We start from the raw sequence: 17,400 nt of genomic DNA, 5'->3' as shown, positions 1-17,400 counted from the left end.
ATATAAACGTAACTATACACGCTGTTCATTAAGTGTATGTATCATTTCTATGAGAATGAAAGTTAGTGAAAAGGATTAAAGTATGATAACTGTATCTGCAATAGAAAAAAGATATAAACTTTCAAGTGATGAATTTAAAAAAGATTATGTTGAAGTCGGAAAACCAGTCATAATTTCCGGAGTTATTCCTAGCTGGGACAGCTTTAGTAAATGGTCTTTGAAATACTTAAAACATTTATCACCTTCCCTGAATATTTACGCCAAAAAGTTTAACGAGCGGGGAATTGAGGTATGTAGCCTGACAATGGAAAAATATATAGAATTAATAGAAAATTATGAAGCTGATTCCCTGAATAATCCTTTACCACCCTATTGCCATGACCTACCTTTATTTAGCTTAATACCTTCACTTATAAAAGATACTCAACCATTTCCCTTAGATTATTTACCAAAATGGTACTGGTACAAGTGGTGGCGTTACTGTCAGTTTTTCTTGGGTTGTTCTAATAGTATTACTCCATTACATTTCGATTGTCTTCTCACTAACAATATTTTTTTTCAAATTGTTGGACGCAAACAATTTACCATATTACTACCTGAAGATGCCAAATATTGTTATCGCAGGGGCTGGCGATGGTTTCTTGTGAATCCAGAAAATCCAGATTTCAAGAAATATCCTGAATATAAAAATGCTAGACCAATCAGATTCATTGTAAATCCTGGAGATATTTTATATATGCCTCCTGGAACATTACATCATGTTAGAAGCTTAGATATGTCAATTTCTTTTAATATCGATTGGCACACTCGAAAAAGTTCGTTGAATGCTATAGCCGCTAGTATAAAGGGTATGCCTGTTCAAAACTCATACTATAATTTTTTAATAGCTATGGGATTAGTATTTAAAATACCTTCTTCGATAATTTTTAAATTTTATAAATCCTATTTAAATTATGTATCTTAACACTAATTTTTTATGATTTTCCCTGATTTTTTAACATAACAAATGATAGTATTCAAATAGAGAGGAACCACATGAATGTATTTGAAAAGTGTGAATCAAACGTTAGAAGCTATTGTCGTACTTTCCCTGCCATATTCCATCGGGCTAAGGGTTCCATAGTTTATGCTGAATCAGGTGAAGAATACATCGATTTTTTTGCAGGTGCAGGTGCTTTAAATTATGGACATAATCATGACTATATAAAACAAAAAGTCATGTCCTATTTAGATGCTGATGGAATAGCGCATGGTTTAGATATGTATACTTCTGCTAAAGAGAAGTTTTTAGCTAAGTTTAATGAGGTGGTACTAAGTACAAAACAGCTAGACTATCGCATCCAGTTCTGCGGTCCGACTGGAACAAATGCCGTCGAAGCAGCTTTAAAATTAGCTAGAAAAGTCAAAAAAAGACCAGGTATATTCTCCTTTATGGGAGCTTATCATGGAATGACTTTGGGTAGCTTATCAATTACTGGTAATACCAATATTCGAGCGGGAGCAATTGGAACATTAAATCATGTAACATTTATGCCTTATCCCTACGGATTTATGGAAAGTTTTGACACTATAAAATATATAGAGTCAGTTTTAAATGACATTAACTCCGGAATTGAAAAACCAGCAGCAATCATCTTTGAAACAGTACAAGCTGAGGGAGGGGTTGTTGTTGCTCCAATCGAGTGGATGCAAAGACTAAGGAAGTTGTGTGACGAGAATGATATTTTATTAATCTGTGATGATATTCAAGTTGGTTGTGGTAGAACAGGTTCTTTCTTTTCTTTTGAAAGAGCAGGTATTGTTCCCGATATAGTCATACTCTCTAAATCGATAAGCGGATATGGATTTCCCATGTCGGTAATATTGATTAAGCCAGAATTGGATATTTGGGAACCTGGCGAGCATAATGGTACTTTTAGAGGTAATCAATTAGCATTTGTAGGAGCTGCAGCTGCTCTAGAATATAGAGAAAGTAGCAATCTCGAACAGGATGTTAAGCTCAAAGAGCTTTTCTTAAAAAATTTTCTAACTCAACAAATATCACTAATTAGTGAAAACATAGCAATACGCGGAATAGGCATGATTTGGGGTATAGATTTGGCAAATTTTGGTGGTAACAGTTTGGCTAAAAACATCACAATGCGTTGTTTTGAAAAGGGATTAATAGTTGAAAGAGCGGGGAGAAATGATACCGTAATTAAATTATTACCTCCTCTAACAATTGAAATGTCTACCTTAAAAAAAGGTTGTTCAATTATGAAAGCAGCTTTTGATGAATGTTTGTCAAGCAGATTTTAAACTAAGAAATTGGCATTTCACAAAATACCAATCGAGTTTTAGATTTTTCTACCTTTGAAATGACAATTGTCGTTGTTGTGCAACGCTACATAGAGTCATAGATTTATAGAGTAAATTTTCATTGTGTCACACACCACTAAAAATAGTTATTTTGTTTGATTTACAAAACTTCAAGTCTGATATTGTTATACTAGTTTGGCTAGAATAACCAACTTAAATCAGGGAAAAATTATGACTACAACATTAGAACCTCAAGAGTTATTTTCTCAAAAAATTTACTGGTTAAACCAACTCTCCGGAGAATTACCGGAAACGAATCTTATACAGGATTATGTTAGACCACTACAGTATAGTGAGAAAAATAAAAGCCTGAATTTTGAATTACCTAATGACTTATCTCAAGCAATCATCAAGTCAACTAAAGGTTCTTACTTTTTAGTCTACTTAATGCTTTTATCGGCATTCAAGATCCTACTGCAAAAGTATACTAGGAATAATGACCTTATCGTTGGAATACCAGTTTATAAAAAAATAGATGGAATAAATCTGGATTATTTAAATGATGCTAAGGTTATTCCCTTACGTACTCAGCTAAGTCATGAAATGACATTTAAAAATTTTCTCATTCAAGTCAAAGATACTGTCATTAAAGCATACAGCCATCAGGATTATTGTTTTGATGAGTTAATTAAATTATTAAATTTGCCACAAAGCCAGAACCGCTATCCAATTTTTGATATAGTCGTCTTATTAGAAAATATTCATAGTAAAACTGAGTTAGCAAAAATTAATAACGATATTACAGTTTCTTTTATTATAGAGAATGACGCTATTAGTGGCTCAATTGAATATAGTGATTTCATTTTTCATGATGAAAATATTAAATTAATGAGTCATTACTACATAAATGTGATTGAAAGTATTATTAGCAATATTGCTATAAAAATATCAGATGTTGTTTTCTTAAAGGACTCCGATAAATATAAACTACTTAAACAGTATAATAGCAATATTCAAGAGTATCCAATTACACAAACAATAAATGACTTATTTGAAGAGCATGTAGATAAAACCCCTAACAATATAGCTGTAGTTCATGGAACAAATAAATTAACTTATCAAGAACTCAATGAGAAAGCTAATCAGTTAGCTGTCATGTTGCGGAAATTAGGAGTCACCAAAGGTGAATTTGTTGGCGTATTTAAAGACCGCGATCTAAATTTTCTTATAGCTATTCTCGCTATATATAAGGCAGGTGGAGCTTACGTACCTATTGATAGTACTTATCCGTCTAATAGAATTGAATATATGTTATCTAATAGCAAAGTTAGGTTTCTCTTAACTGACTTTTCATTATTAAATGTTCTCAAAGACTTAATAGATAACTGTTCTCAATTAAGCTCTATTATCTGTTTAGATGAGGTTATTTCCGAAAATATACAGCTTGCCCAGAACCAAGAATTAGCAATATACGATAAACTTGTTTTTAGTAACCTTCCAAAAGAGAATTTAGCGCAAATAAATGATGCTATTGACCCAGCTTATATGCTCTATACCTCCGGTTCCACAGGATTACCAAAGGGGGCAATTGTTAGGCATGATGGTGCAGTTAATCATATTTATGCCCAATTTGATGAGTTGGAGTTAAAGGAGGAATTTTGTTTTCTCCAAAGTGCCCCTTCTTCAACAGATATTTCTGTCTGGCAATTTTTGGCACCACTTTTAATCGGTGGAAAGACAGTTATAGTAGATATTGAAACTGTTGCTATTCCTAAACAACTATTTAAAGTACTGAAATCAGAGAAAATTACAGTTGTTGAATTAGTACCAGCATTATTTGGAGGCTTACTTGAATATACTTCAGGGCTACCAATTTACGAAAGAGAATTACCATGTTTGAAATGGATGATGGTTGTAGGGGAACCAGTATCAGTCAGTTGGGTAAATAGGTGGCTTGAGATTTATCCCGAAATCAAAATTGCTAATGCTTACGGTCCCACCGAGGCTGCTGATGATATCACCCAGTTTATCGTTGACAAGCCTTTTTCAGAAAACCAACGGACAGTTCCAATTGGTAAACCATTAGCAAACTTAAATCTCTATATTCTGGATTCTGAAATGAAATTATTACCTATTGGTGCTCCAGGAGAGATTTGCGTATCGGGAATTGGTGTGGGTGATGGGTACTGGAAGAATGAAGAAAAAACCAATTTAAGCTTTGTTCCTAACCCGTTTACAGAAACCAGAAATAGCTTACCTGGTAATCGCAAAGATTTAATCTACAAAACTGGAGATTTAGGAAGATGGCTGACCGATGGGAATATTGAATTCCTCGGACGTATTGACCATCAAGTAAAGATTCGTGGCTTCCGCGTCGAGCTTGGAGAAATCGAGACGTTCTTGGGTCAGCACCGAGCTGTTAGGGAAGCCGTAGTTGTAGTTAGAGAAGAGAACCCTGATGATAAACGCTTAGTCGCTTATGTTGTTCCTAGCCCTGAGTTTCATCAAGATGACCCAACTAGTAACGAACTAGTCCAACAGTTACGCGATTCACTTAAAGAAAAGCTACCAGGGCATATGATCCCCTCTGCGATTGTACTGCTTGAAGCATTGCCTCTAAGTCCCAGTGGTAAAGTAGATCGCCATGCATTACCTGTACCAAATTTCAAGAATGAATCTGAATTTGGCTTCGTTGCACCCCGTACTCCCGCAGAGGAGATAGTTGCTGACATTTGGAGTCAGATACTAAAGCAAGAGCGTATAGGTATCCACGATAACTTCTTTGATTTGGGTGGACATTCTCTACTGGCGACCCAAGCTATTTCTAGGTTGCGGGAAGCATTTAAGATAGAGTTACCTTTACGCAGTTTGTTTGAAGCACCTACAGTGGCTCAATTAGTAGAACGGATCGAGAAGATGCTTACGGTTCAACAACTACAGCTTGTTTCTACAGATGGGGTAGACAACGACCGCGAGGAGATAGAATTATGAAAACTATTAAAGAGTTTTTGTCTTACCTTGGCAGTCTGAATGTCAAGCTCTGGGTTGAAGAGAATCGCTTACGCTGTAGCGCTCCAAAAGATGTGCTGACACCAGTTATCAAAGCAGAATTAGCTGAACGCAAAGAAGATATCCTTGCTTTTATACGCAATAATAATGTAGCTTTAGTTGCTGATAAGCAACCTATTCGCTCAGTAAAACGGCAGGAAAATCTACCGCTATCATTTGCCCAGCAGAGGTTATGGTTCTTAGTTCAATTAGAACCAGATAGTCCATTCTACAATCTTCCTGCTGCTGTTCGCCTACAAGGACAATTAAATGTAGAGGCACTACAACAAAGTTTTAACGAAATTATAAGTCGCCATGAAGCGTTGCGAACCAATTTCCAAACAAAAGAAGGGCAAGCAGTAGCTGTCATCTTTGAAGAAAAGCCCTTAACGTTGTCAATATTCGATATTAGCGAGTTATCTGCAAGTCAACAACAAGCGGAAGTCAAACAACAAGCGGTACAAGAAGCACAAAAACCTTTTGACTTGAAAGGTGATTTGTTACTGAGAGTGAAACTATTACGTCTTGGCAAACAAGAACACATCATGCTACTGACAATGCACCACATCGTCTCTGACGGTTGGTCAACGGGTTTACTGGTGCAGGAGTTGGCAACGCTTTATCAAGCCTTCTGTAATGGGCAACCCTCACCATTGCCTGTACTCCCAATACAGTATGTAGACTTCGCGGCTTGGCAACGACAATGGTTGCAAGGAGAAGTCAAGGAAACTCAAATATCTTATTGGCTTAAGCATTTAGAGAATGCACCAAAAATATTAGAGTTACCCACAGACCATCCAAGACCAGTAATTCAGAGATTCCGGGGTACGACCTACTCATTTAATTTATCTCCAAAATTATCCGCTGCCCTAAATAAATTGAGCCAGCAGCAGGGAAGTACTTTATTTATGACTCTGCTGGCTGGTTTCCAAATACTGCTAGGACGTTATACTCTTAGCGAAGATATTGTGGTCGGTTCGCCAATTGCTAACCGCAATCGGGCGGAGATAGAAGGATTAATTGGATTTTTTGTCAATACCCTGGTGTTGAGAACTAACTTGGCAGGAAATCCCAGCTTTGAAGAGCTACTCAAACGGGTACGGGAAGTAGCACTAGGAGCTTATGCACATCAGGATTTGCCTTTTGAGTTGTTAGTTGAGCAACTGCAACCACAGCGAGACTTGAGCCATACACCACTATTTCAAGTGATGTTTGTGCTTCAAAATGCACCGATGTCTGCCTTAGAGTTGCCCGGTTTAACTTTAACTTCCTTGGAAAGTGATAGTGGTACTGCCCAGTTTGATTTGACTCTCTACATGAGTGAAACAGAGGAGGGACTGGTTGGAAGTTTAGAATACAATACGGATTTATTTGAGGAAAGTTCTATACAAAGAATGGCAAGTCATTTACAAACGTTGTTCTCTGGAATTGTGGCCAATCCACAACAGCGTTTGTCAGAATTACCATTGTTAACAGAATCTGAGCAGCATCAATTGCTGCAGGAGTGGAATGACACAGAAGTGCAATATCCCCTTCTATGTATCCACGAATTATTTGAAGCCCAGGTAGAGAAAACGCCAGATGCGATCGCGCTGGTTTTTGAAAACCAACAGCTAACCTATCGGCAGTTGAACCAATGGGCAAATCAACTGGCGCATTATTTACAGTCTCTCAAAATTAGTTCGGGAGTGTTGGTGGGAATTTGTTTTGAGCCATCCTTGGAGCAGGTGGTGAGCTTGCTGGCTGTTCTCAAAGCTAATGGCGTATATGTGCCGTTAGATCCGAACTATCCGCAAGAACGATTGTCGTTCATGCTAGAAAATTCCAATGTGCATATCTTGTTGACTCAGGAGTCTCTGACCGAAAAGATTTCTTCTCAACACGCCCATATCGTTTGTTTAGATAGGGATAGGGATGCCATTGGAAGAGAAAGCGTTGAAAATTTAAATCGTCAAACAACACAGAATAACCTAGCATATGCAATTTATACGTCCGGTTCCACCGGAAAACCCAAAGCCGTTCTCGGCACGGTTCGTGGCATTGTCAATCGCTTGCATTGGATGTGGGAAACGTTACCATTTGCGGCAGATGAGGTTTGTATTCAGAAAACTTCCATAAATTTCGTCGATCACGTTGCGGAAATATTTTCTCCCCTTCTGAAAGGGATTCCCCTGGTGGTCGTTCCAGATAATATACGGAGTGATATTCCCCAGTTAATGAGCCTGTTGAGCGATAAAAAGATAACTAGAATTGTTGTCGTTCCATCCCTGCTCAAAGCGATGCTGGACAATGCGCCCCAACAAATGACAAAACTTCAGTATCTCAAATATGTCTTTTGCAGTGGTGAAGCCCTGCCACTAAAGTTGGCTGAGGCATTTCACCAGAAACTTACCTCTGCAAGATTGTTCAATCTCTACGGCTCTTCAGAAGTTGCCGCTGATGTTACATGCTTTGAAGTTAATTTTTGGGAAACGCGCCAAAGAATACTGCAATATTTCAAGCCAAAAGTTGTTCGTGATGCAACCCAAAACCAGGTTATTGAGGTTCACCAGAAACCTTTTACGAAGCCTAGCGTGAGTCCAGAAACGCTAGCTACAAAATTTCAACGCAGCGAGTTGCCCCTATATCCTATCACAGTTGACGACTATTACGATAAATTGTCCGAGGAGGTGCTTCCATATACAATCGACACGGGGTCTCCTACATACATTGGGCATATGACATCCGCTTTGCCTGATTTTATGCACGATATGAGCAAGATGATCTCGCAATTGAACCAAAATCTGGTGAAAATTGAGACATCAAAGTCTTTGATATTTTTGGAAAGAGAGGCGATCGCCATGTTGCATCGTCTTGTTTATGGATTTTCAGGTGAATTTTACGAGGAAAATATTCAACAGAAAAATCGAAATCTGGGTATCATAACAACTGGCGGTACAACGGCAAATATCAGCGCCTTATTATGTGCGCGAAATTCGGGATTGTTAAGCAAAAAAAATTCTTGGGAGTTATCAAAAGAAAGCCTTTACAAGGTTCTGAGTAAAAAGGGATATGACGATATCGTCATCATCGGCTCTCGACTAATGCATTATTCTCTCAATAAAGCAGCTTCGATGTTAGGTCTGGGGACAGACAACATTGTTTTTATTGACAGTACTGATGACGGTAAGTTAAATCTCAATCTGCTTAAAGAAAAAATCCGCGAATGCAGGAAAAGTAAGCTGTACATCCTAGCTATTGTAGGCATCGCTGGAACAACAGAAACTGGTGAAATCGATCCTTTATTTGAAATGGGCGGTATCGCGCAGGAATTCGGCATTCATTTTCATGTGGATGCTGCTTGGGGTGGTGCGACAATATTTTCCGACAAGCATAAAGGAAAATTGAAGGGAATCAACAAAGCTGATTCTATAACTATTTGTGGGCATAAACAGTTATACCTACCCCAAGGTATTAGCGTTTGTTTGTTTAAAGATCCGCAGATGTTAAACTTTGCCGAAACCACAGCCCGTTACCAGGCTCAGCGAGATACATTCGATGTGGGACGGTTCACGATTGAGGGGTCACGTTCGGCGATTTCCCTATGCTTACACGGAGCACTTCATATTATAGGTAAAAAGGGATACGAGATTCTGATTAACAATGGCATAGAGAAAGCCCAATATTTTTCTAGACTTATTGAGCAATTGGAACCATTTGAACTCATAATGGAACCAGCCTTAAATATCGTTAATTATCGATATGTTCCTGAGGATTTAAGAGCAAAAGCAACACAAAAATCTTTGAGGGACTATGATATCCAAAGAATTAATCAACTAAATACACAAATACAAAAAGAACAGTTTGAACAAGGACTGACCTTTGTATCCAAGACTACTCAGGTGGACAGTCCTTATGGTAAGGACAAAGAAATCGTTGTATTTCGGGCTGTTTTATCTAATCCGAATACGACTGCTACAGATTTACATTGTGTTCTTGAGGATCAACTAAGAATTGCAAATCAAATTGAAGCAAGAAGTAAAGAAAAAGGTGATACAGAAGCTGCTGTGGAGTATAAAGAAGCGATACAGTTGCAGTTGGCGGACGATCTAAAAACAGATATGGGAGAAGCTCTAGAAGAATATTTGAAAAAAAATACGATTCCGATTGGAAAACCGATTTCAAACACGCAAATTTACATCCTGGACAAGTATGGCAGTCTTCTTCCGACAGGTGTTACGGGTGAGCTATATGTAGGAGGAGATGGACTGGCACAAGGGTATTTGAATCTGCCCGAGTTAACGCAGGAAAAGTTTATCCCCAACCCGTTTACAAAGGACAATGATAAAACTAAAACTGTAGCAGAAGCAAGATTATATCGGACTGGCGACCTAGCCCGGTGGCTGCCGGATGGCAATATCGAATTTGTAGGGCGTATCGATCACCAAGTGAAGATTCGCGGATTTCGTATTGAACTGGGAGAAATTGAAGCGGTTATCAGCCAACACCCAGCAGTGCGAGAAGCTGTAGTATTAGTCAGGGAAGACTCAGTAGATTTTCAACGAATAGTCGCTTATGTAGTTGCTCAAGAAGAGCAAACACTGACAATTACCGAACTACGAGAATTTTTAGAATCAAAGTTACCAAACTACATGATTCCAAATGCTTTGCTTTTATTAGAGGCACTACCATTAACACCTAATGGCAAAGTTGACCGCAAAGCACTACCTATACCTGACCAAGTACGCCCTGAACTGGAAGCGGTTTATCTACCACCTCAAACTGAGGTAGAAAAAACTATTGCTAATATTTGGCAAGAACTTCTTCATATTGAAGAAGTTGGTATTCATGATAATTTCTTTGAACTAGGCGGTCATTCATTGCTTTTGGTTCAAGTTCATAGTAAGTTGCAAAAAATATTTCAGCAACTTTCATTAGTTGATATTTTTCAATATCCAACTATCAACTATTTAGCAAAATATTTAACTAAGTTACAAGAGAAACAACAATTTATTCAAGAAAATACTCATCAAAACAAAAATCGCTCAGCTTCAATGAATCGTCAGAAACAAGCTCGGCAAAATTATCGGGCTGCAAAGCATAAATCTAATAAGGAATAAAGGCTATTCGGTCATTTTACGAAATTCGCCGATACTAGTAGTTCATTTCATTAATTATGACGGGTATATCGTAAGGAAAAATTTTTTCTACCCCCTCTACCCCCTCCCTAATATCACCTATTAAAACTAATTAAACGAACTACTAAACTATAAAATCTCAAGTAAACTTTACAAAAAAAGACTAAAAATGGAAAATAAAAATAATTTCATTAATAGTATTAGTGATAAAGATGAAATCGCTCTCATCGGTATGTCTGGTCGTTTTCCTGATGCCAATAACATCGATATATTTTGGCGAAACCTGCAAAATAGTGTAGAATCAATTTCTTTTTTTAATGATGAAGAATTAGTATCTACAGGAGTAGAACCAGCACTATTGCTTGACCCTAAATATGTGAAGGCGGGCACTGTATTGAGAGATATAGAGCTATTTGATGCTTCATTTTTCGGCTTCACCCCCAGAGAAGCAGAAATTACAGATCCACAACACCGTATTTTTATAGAATGTGTTTGGGAAGCTTTAGAAAATGCTGGTTATGACTCCGAAACTTACACTGGTCAAATAGGTATTTTTGCTGGAACTAATGTCAGTACTTACTTGTTTTCAAATTTATATCCTAATCATGATTTTATAAAATTAGCCGATCCGTTCCAAATTTTTATAGGCAATGATAAAGACCACCTTCCTACACAAATTTCTTATAAATTAAATCTTAAAGGACCAAGTGTAAATGTTCAGACCACCTGTTCTACATCATTAGTTGCAGTCCACTTAGCCTGTCAGAGTTTGTTAAATGGCGAAAGCGATATTGTACTTGCTGGTGGCGTTTCGATAGAAGTTCCACAAAAAACTGGTTATTTGTATCAAGAAGGAGGGATTAATTCTCCTGACGGACATTGCCGAGCTTTTGATGCACAAGGTCAGGGAACTATTTTCGGTAACGGTTTGGGTGTTGTGGTCTTGAAGCGATTGGAGGACGCTGTTGCCGATGGTGACTGTATTCATGCGGTAATTAAAGCTTCAGCTATCAATAATGATGGTTCTTTAAAGGTTGGATACACAGCTCCTAGTGTTGATGGTCAAAGAGAAGTCATTTTAGAAGCGCTTGCTTTGGCTAGAGTTGAACCTGAAACTATAAATTATATCGAAGCACATGGAACAGGAACCCCTTTAGGAGACCCAATTGAAATCACGGCTCTAACGCAGGCGTTCCGTGCTAGTACGAATAAAAAAGGCTTTTGCGCTATCGGATCGGTCAAAACCAATATCGGGCACTTGAATACAGCAGCTGGTGTGACAGGATTAATTAAAACAGTCCTTGCATTAAAACATAAACAAATACCTCCCAGCTTGTACTTTGAAAAACCCAACCCGGAGATAGATTTTGCCAATAGCCCCTTTTATGTCAATACCAAATTATCAGAGTGGAAAACTAACGGTACACCCCGCAGAGCAGGTGTAAGTTCTTTTGGCATTGGCGGGACTAATGCCCATGTTATTTTGGAAGAAGCTCCAGTGATTGAAGCTTCGAGTTCTTCCTGTCCTTGGCAATTGTTAGTGCTCTCAGCCAAAACCAGCACAGCTTTAGACACTGCGACAGCAAATTTAGCTGCCCATCTGGAGCAACATCCTGATATTAGCCTAGCTGATGTCGCTTACACCCTACAAGTAGGTCGGCGGGCTTTTGACTATCGCCGCATCATGATTTGCCAAGACTTAGATGATGTAGTGAAATCGCTTCACAGCCAAGACCCACAACGTATTTTTAGTCACCACCGCAAGCCAGGACACTGTCCCGTCATCTTCATGTTTTCAGGACAAGGGTCACAATATGCAAACATGGGGAGGGAACTGTATGAAGTCGAACCAACGTTTAAAAAACACATAGATACTTGCACCGAGATTTTGCAACCCTACCTTGGTCTTGATATACGCTCGCTACTTTATCCCAGAGAAGAAGATACTGAAACTGCTTCAAAGCAACTACAACAAACAGCCCTTACCCAATCAGCGTTATTTGTTACAGAGTACGCCCTGGCTCAGTTATTTATGTCTTGGGGAGTGCGCCCAGAGGCAATGATTGGTCATAGCATTGGGGAATATGTAGCCGCAACCATTGCAGGTGTATTTTCTCTAGAGGATGCCTTAAAAATTGTGGCAAAAAGAGGACAGCTGATGCAACAAGTACCTACAGGAAGTATGCTGGCAATTAGGCTTCCAGAAAAAGATGTGCAGTTGCTGCTGGATACACAGACGTTGTATAAAAAATCTCTACAAATTGCAGTTGTCAATAGCTTAACTTCCTGTGTAGTTTCGGGAACAAACGAGGCAGTTGCAGCCCTAGAAAAGCAATTATCCTCTCAAGAAGTTGAATGTCGGCTGTTGCATACGTCTCATGCTTTCCATTCTCAGATGATGGAACCATTATTGTCAGCATTTATTGAGGCTGTAAAAACAGTCAAACTGAACCCACCAAGCATAGGTTTTATTTCCAATGTAACTGGTAGTTGGATTAGTCAAGAACAAGCTACCAATCCTGATTATTGGTGTCAACATTTACGACAAACTGTAAGATTCTCGGATGGTATATCCCAATTGATACAGCAGTTTGAAGGTGTTTTTCTGGAGGTAGCACCGGGGAGAACTTTAAGTACATTAACAACACAGCATTTAGAGAAAAAAGCCAAACAACAGGTATTAACTTCATTACGCCATGTAAAAGAGAAACAATCTGATGTTAGCTTTTTATTACAAACATTAGGTCAGTTATGGCTTTTTGGTGTAGAAATAGATTGGTCGGGGTTTTATACCCACGAGCGGCGTCATCGTCTGCCTTTGCCTACTTACCCCTTTGAGCGACAAAGATATTGGATTAATGCTAAATCTTTATCACCTTCTTCAAACAGCCAACTAGCAACATTGGATAAGAAACAAGATATTACCGATTGGTTCTATATTCCTTCATGGAAACGCTCTTTGCTCCCTCATTCATCCTTTTCTCCAATAAAATTCACCCAGGAGCAATGGTTATTTTTTGTTGATGAGTGCGGTGTAGGTGAGCAATTAATTGATGTATGGAAGAATCAAGGTAAAAATGTTATTACAGTTAAGCAAGGGGAAAAGTTTAGTAAACTCAATGATGCTTTTTATACAATTAATCCATACGTAAGGAAAGACTACAATACTTTGTTTCAAGAACTTATATCATTAGAAAAAATTCCCCAAAATATTGCTTATTTATGGAGCATCAATCATCGGGAAAATCGCCAACCAAAAAATTATTTAGAATTCAACAGTTTGTTGTTTCTAATACAGAGTATTAGTCAGATCAAAATTAGCGATCGCTTACAACTTTGGGTTATATCGAACAATACCCAAGATGTCAATGGCAATGAAAAATTAGACCCAGAGAAAGCAACAGTGTTAGGGTTATGTAAGGTTATTCCTCAAGAGTATCCAAATATTACTTGTCGGAGTATTGATTTTGTTTTAACAAACCACAGAGGTACGGAGATCTCGGAGAGCGGGCGAGAAGATTTTGACAGTTATATTGTAGACCAAATTATCAACGAGTTCGCGGCTTTGTCGTCTGACTTGGTTGTTGCTTATCGCGATCGCTACCGTTGGGTACAAACATTTGAACCAGTTCGCTTGGAGTCAGTAGTTGAAGAAGAAACACCATTGAGACAACAGGGTGTTTACCTGTTTCCTGGTGGTTTAGAAAGTATTGAAGTTGTACTTGCAGAGTATTTAACAAAGACTTTCCAAGCAAAACTCATATTTATTGAGGATTTAGCTTTCCCAGAAAAAGATGATTTCTTACAATGGCTTGAAACTCATACCCAAGATGATGAAGTGAGTTACAAAATCCAAAAATTGCTAGCATTAGAGAAATTAGGTGCAAAAATTTTGTTGTTGCGTGCAGATACAACTAATTATGAGCAAATGCACCAAAGTCTTGCATCTGAAAATTGTGAACCAATTAACGGGGTTATTTATTCAACTGGCATAAAACGCGAACAGATATTTGGTTCCATTCCAAAAATTGCTAAAATAGAATTAGAAAATTTCTTTGATAACCAATTTCGTAAACTTACGATCTTAGAAAAAATTCTCCAAAATAGAAAGTTAGATTTTTGTATCATTTTTTCTTCTTTGTCTTCCATTTTAGGAGGATTTGGGTTAGGTTTATACTCAGCAAATAATCAATTCATAGATACCTTTACTAACCGACATAACAGGAATAGTTATTCGCCGTGGTATATTATAAATAGGGATAAATTACAACTAAATGTAACCCAGGAACAAATAACACTTGAGCAAGTATTTGGGTCAGAATTAGCTATTGCCCCAATAGAAACTGTAGAAATATTTAAACGAGTATTTTCTTTAAGCAAAGGAACTCAAATTATTCTTTCTACAGTAGATATTAATGCTAGAAAAAATCATACATTTAACCTCGACTCTCTGGCTTCAAAATCTACTAACCAATTAGATTTATCCTCACGCTACTCTAGACCTAGCCTTAGTAATTCCTATGTTGCTCCGACAAATGATTTAGAAAAAAAAATTACGGAAATATGGCAAGAGGTACTTGGGATTGCAGAAGTCGGTATTTACGACAACTTCTATGAGTTAGGAGGAGACTCCCTGATTGCAACTCAATTAATTTCTCGATTACAAGCCAAATTTCCAGTAGACTTACCACTGCGCGACCTTTTATTGTCAGCGATGATACCTATCAAGCAGGCAGAAATGGTTGAGCAGCTTCTTTTGGAAAAAATTGAAGAATTATCTGAGGAAGAAGTAGCAGTTCTTTTGTTCTCAGTTTCCCAAAATACTTGATTTGAAATCTTTATCTATAAATAGGAAAGGAAAAACAGTTTATGTCTTTAGTCGATAATGTAGTAAATTACGATCCTATTGCCTCAGCATATAGCTCCTCCGTTAGCGAAGCGGAATCAATAATACTAGTTTTAGAGCAATTAATGCTACAACACCTCTGTAAAGGAGCACATATTCTTGACATTGGTTGTGCTCACAGACACATAGTCAAACAACTCCATATAAGAGGTTATCAAACGACTGGCATTGATATTTCTGAGGAACTTTTGCGTATCGCTCGAGCAAACGCACCTGAAAGTAAATTTATCTTTGGTGATATACGTGAATTAGAGTTGCAACCGATTTATAATGCGGTTATTTCAAGAGACGTTTTCTGTCATCTCCTAAACCTTGAAGAATTGACAACTGTCTTCCAAAAAGTGTATGGGGCGATGCATGATAATGGCCTTTTTGTGTTTACCACGCCGGGAGCAGACTTCACATGGCGTGAGACATTGTGTAAGGGGGTTCCGGATTTTGAAACTGTAAGTGTAAATGGTTGTGATGTAAGTGGTAGATATGTATTCATTGAAAAACACTACAACTACAACCGAGAAGAAAGGATACGAGAAGTCAAATACACCTCGGTTGAATTGATAAATGAAGTTTGGAAGCGTTCGGATACTACTATGCTAGCAAAAGATTATTTTGTCTCAGAAATTAAATCGGCTTTAGTAAATGCGGGGTTTATAGAAATTAATGAATATGATTCCAGAGATTTTGGAGATAATACCCCAATAAGCTTTCCTTGCTTTGTTTGTCGTAAGCCATCTCTTACGTAATTCGTAAATAATTATCCGCCACCCGAGCAAAGTAGAGGGCAGAGGGCAGAAGGGAAGAAAAAGTTTTCGATGGTGCCTTTTTGCCTTGCCCAATTGGGTCTAATACCCTTGCACTTCCTTCGGCCTCCACACTCCTGCCTTCTTCAATAAACTATTAGCTATGAATAAACAATACTCTAATTTATCACCTGTGAAAAAAGCCCTTCTAGAAAAATGGAAGGGAGGAAAATTTAAAGCTGATATTATTCCCAAGCGTCAAGACTATAAAAATATTCCCTTATCTTTTTCTCAACAAAGACTGTGGTTTATTGACAAGCTTTATCACGGGAGTTCTTTCTACAATATTCCCCTTGCTTTTTATATACAAGGAAATTTGAATATTGCAGCACTTCAGCAAAGCTTGAATGAAATTCTCAAACGTCACGAAGTTTGGCGTACAAATTTTATATTTGTAAATGGAGAGCCAGTACAAGAAATTACTCCCAAATCAACTTGGGATTTATCTATCATTAACCTTGAACATTTGTCTGGTAAAGATTGGGAATCGGAGGTTAAACAATTTGCAGCAGAGTCAACAAAAAAACCTTTTAATTTAGCTAAAGGACTACTAGTTAGAGCAACCTTACTTCGCTTGAGTGAAGAAGAACACGTTTTGCTTGTGACTATGCATCACATTATCACAGATGGATGGTCTTGCGGTGTGTTCCTGGAAGAGTTGTCAACGCTATACGCTGCTTTCTCGACAAATCAACCTTCCCCCTTACCCAAACTCCCGATTCAGTATGCCGATTTTGCAGTTTGGCAACGCGATCGCATCCAAGGTGAATTCAAAGCAACCCAATTAAATTATTGGAAGCAACAACTCAAGGGTGAGTTACCCATACTACAATTACCTACAGATCGTCCGCGACCTACCATCACTACTTTTGCTGGTGTCAAGCAATACTTTACATTCTCAGCAGCCCTGACTAATGCACTCAGACAATTAAGCCAGCAAGCAGACACTACTTTATTTATGAGTTTGCTGGCAGCATTTAATATATTACTATACCGCTACACAGACCAAGAAGACATCTTGATTGGTTCTCCAATTGCCAACCGCAACCGCGCCGAATTAGAAGGGATGCTAGGTTTATTTGTTAATACTTTGGTATTACGTAATAACCTCAGTGGTAATCCCAGTTTCCGCGAACTTTTACATCGAGTCCGTGAGGTAACTCTTGGTGCTTATGCACATCAGGATTTGCCTTTTGAGATGCTTGTAGAAGAATTGCAACCCGAACGAGAC

The 17,400-nt window shown here is 38.1% G+C and carries 7 protein-coding genes; all 7 read left to right on the top strand.

Annotated elements, in window-relative coordinates; genetic code table 11:
• Positions 1-82 precede the first annotated feature (82 nt).
• Positions 83-964, top strand: coding sequence for a cupin-like domain-containing protein (locus ACKTT2_RS08210; RefSeq protein ID WP_407885530.1), 882 nt, complete (start codon positions 83-85; stop codon positions 962-964).
• Between the two features lie 71 nt (positions 965-1,035).
• Complete coding sequence (gene ectB, locus ACKTT2_RS08205) at positions 1,036-2,298, top strand: diaminobutyrate--2-oxoglutarate transaminase (RefSeq protein WP_407885528.1); 1,263 nt, start codon at positions 1,036-1,038, stop codon at positions 2,296-2,298.
• Between the two features lie 231 nt (positions 2,299-2,529).
• The gene (locus tag ACKTT2_RS08200; protein WP_407885526.1) at positions 2,530-5,289 is read left to right on the top strand and encodes a non-ribosomal peptide synthetase; all 2,760 of its coding nucleotides are present in this window, start codon (positions 2,530-2,532) and stop codon (positions 5,287-5,289) included.
• Complete coding sequence (locus ACKTT2_RS08195) at positions 5,286-10,445, top strand: aminotransferase class V-fold PLP-dependent enzyme (RefSeq protein ID WP_407885524.1); 5,160 nt, start codon at positions 5,286-5,288, stop codon at positions 10,443-10,445. Before ACKTT2_RS08200 ends, ACKTT2_RS08195 begins: the two co-directional genes overlap by 4 nt.
• 187 nt (positions 10,446-10,632) lie before the next feature.
• Positions 10,633-15,291 (top strand): type I polyketide synthase, encoded by a 4,659-nt coding sequence (locus ACKTT2_RS08190; RefSeq protein WP_407885522.1) that lies wholly within the window; start codon positions 10,633-10,635, stop codon positions 15,289-15,291.
• Positions 15,292-15,332: 41 nt separating this feature from the next.
• Complete coding sequence (locus tag ACKTT2_RS08185; protein WP_407885520.1) at positions 15,333-16,112, top strand: class I SAM-dependent methyltransferase; 780 nt, start codon at positions 15,333-15,335, stop codon at positions 16,110-16,112.
• A 160-nt stretch (positions 16,113-16,272) separates the two neighbouring features.
• Positions 16,273-17,400 (top strand): condensation domain-containing protein (locus tag ACKTT2_RS08180; protein WP_407885518.1); only part of this gene is annotated, 1,128 nt, incomplete at its 3' end.

Origin of the sequence: Scytonema hankhaensis NUACC26 (assembly GCF_045865695.1) — a bacterium.
GTDB lineage: Bacteria > Cyanobacteriota > Cyanobacteriia > Cyanobacteriales > Nostocaceae > Scytonema.
The sequence above is the reverse complement of the archived record's forward strand: the minus strand, read 5'-3'. Positions and strand labels throughout refer to the sequence as shown.

Coding starts and splice junctions, on each gene's coding strand:
- ACKTT2_RS08210 (WP_407885530.1), top strand. CDS start 83: ATGATAACTGTATCTGCAATAGAAAAAAGATATAAACTTTCAAGTGAT.
- ectB (WP_407885528.1), top strand. CDS start 1,036: ATGAATGTATTTGAAAAGTGTGAATCAAACGTTAGAAGCTATTGTCGT.
- ACKTT2_RS08200 (WP_407885526.1), top strand. CDS start 2,530: ATGACTACAACATTAGAACCTCAAGAGTTATTTTCTCAAAAAATTTAC.
- ACKTT2_RS08195 (WP_407885524.1), top strand. CDS start 5,286: ATGAAAACTATTAAAGAGTTTTTGTCTTACCTTGGCAGTCTGAATGTC.
- ACKTT2_RS08190 (WP_407885522.1), top strand. CDS start 10,633: ATGGAAAATAAAAATAATTTCATTAATAGTATTAGTGATAAAGATGAA.
- ACKTT2_RS08185 (WP_407885520.1), top strand. CDS start 15,333: ATGTCTTTAGTCGATAATGTAGTAAATTACGATCCTATTGCCTCAGCA.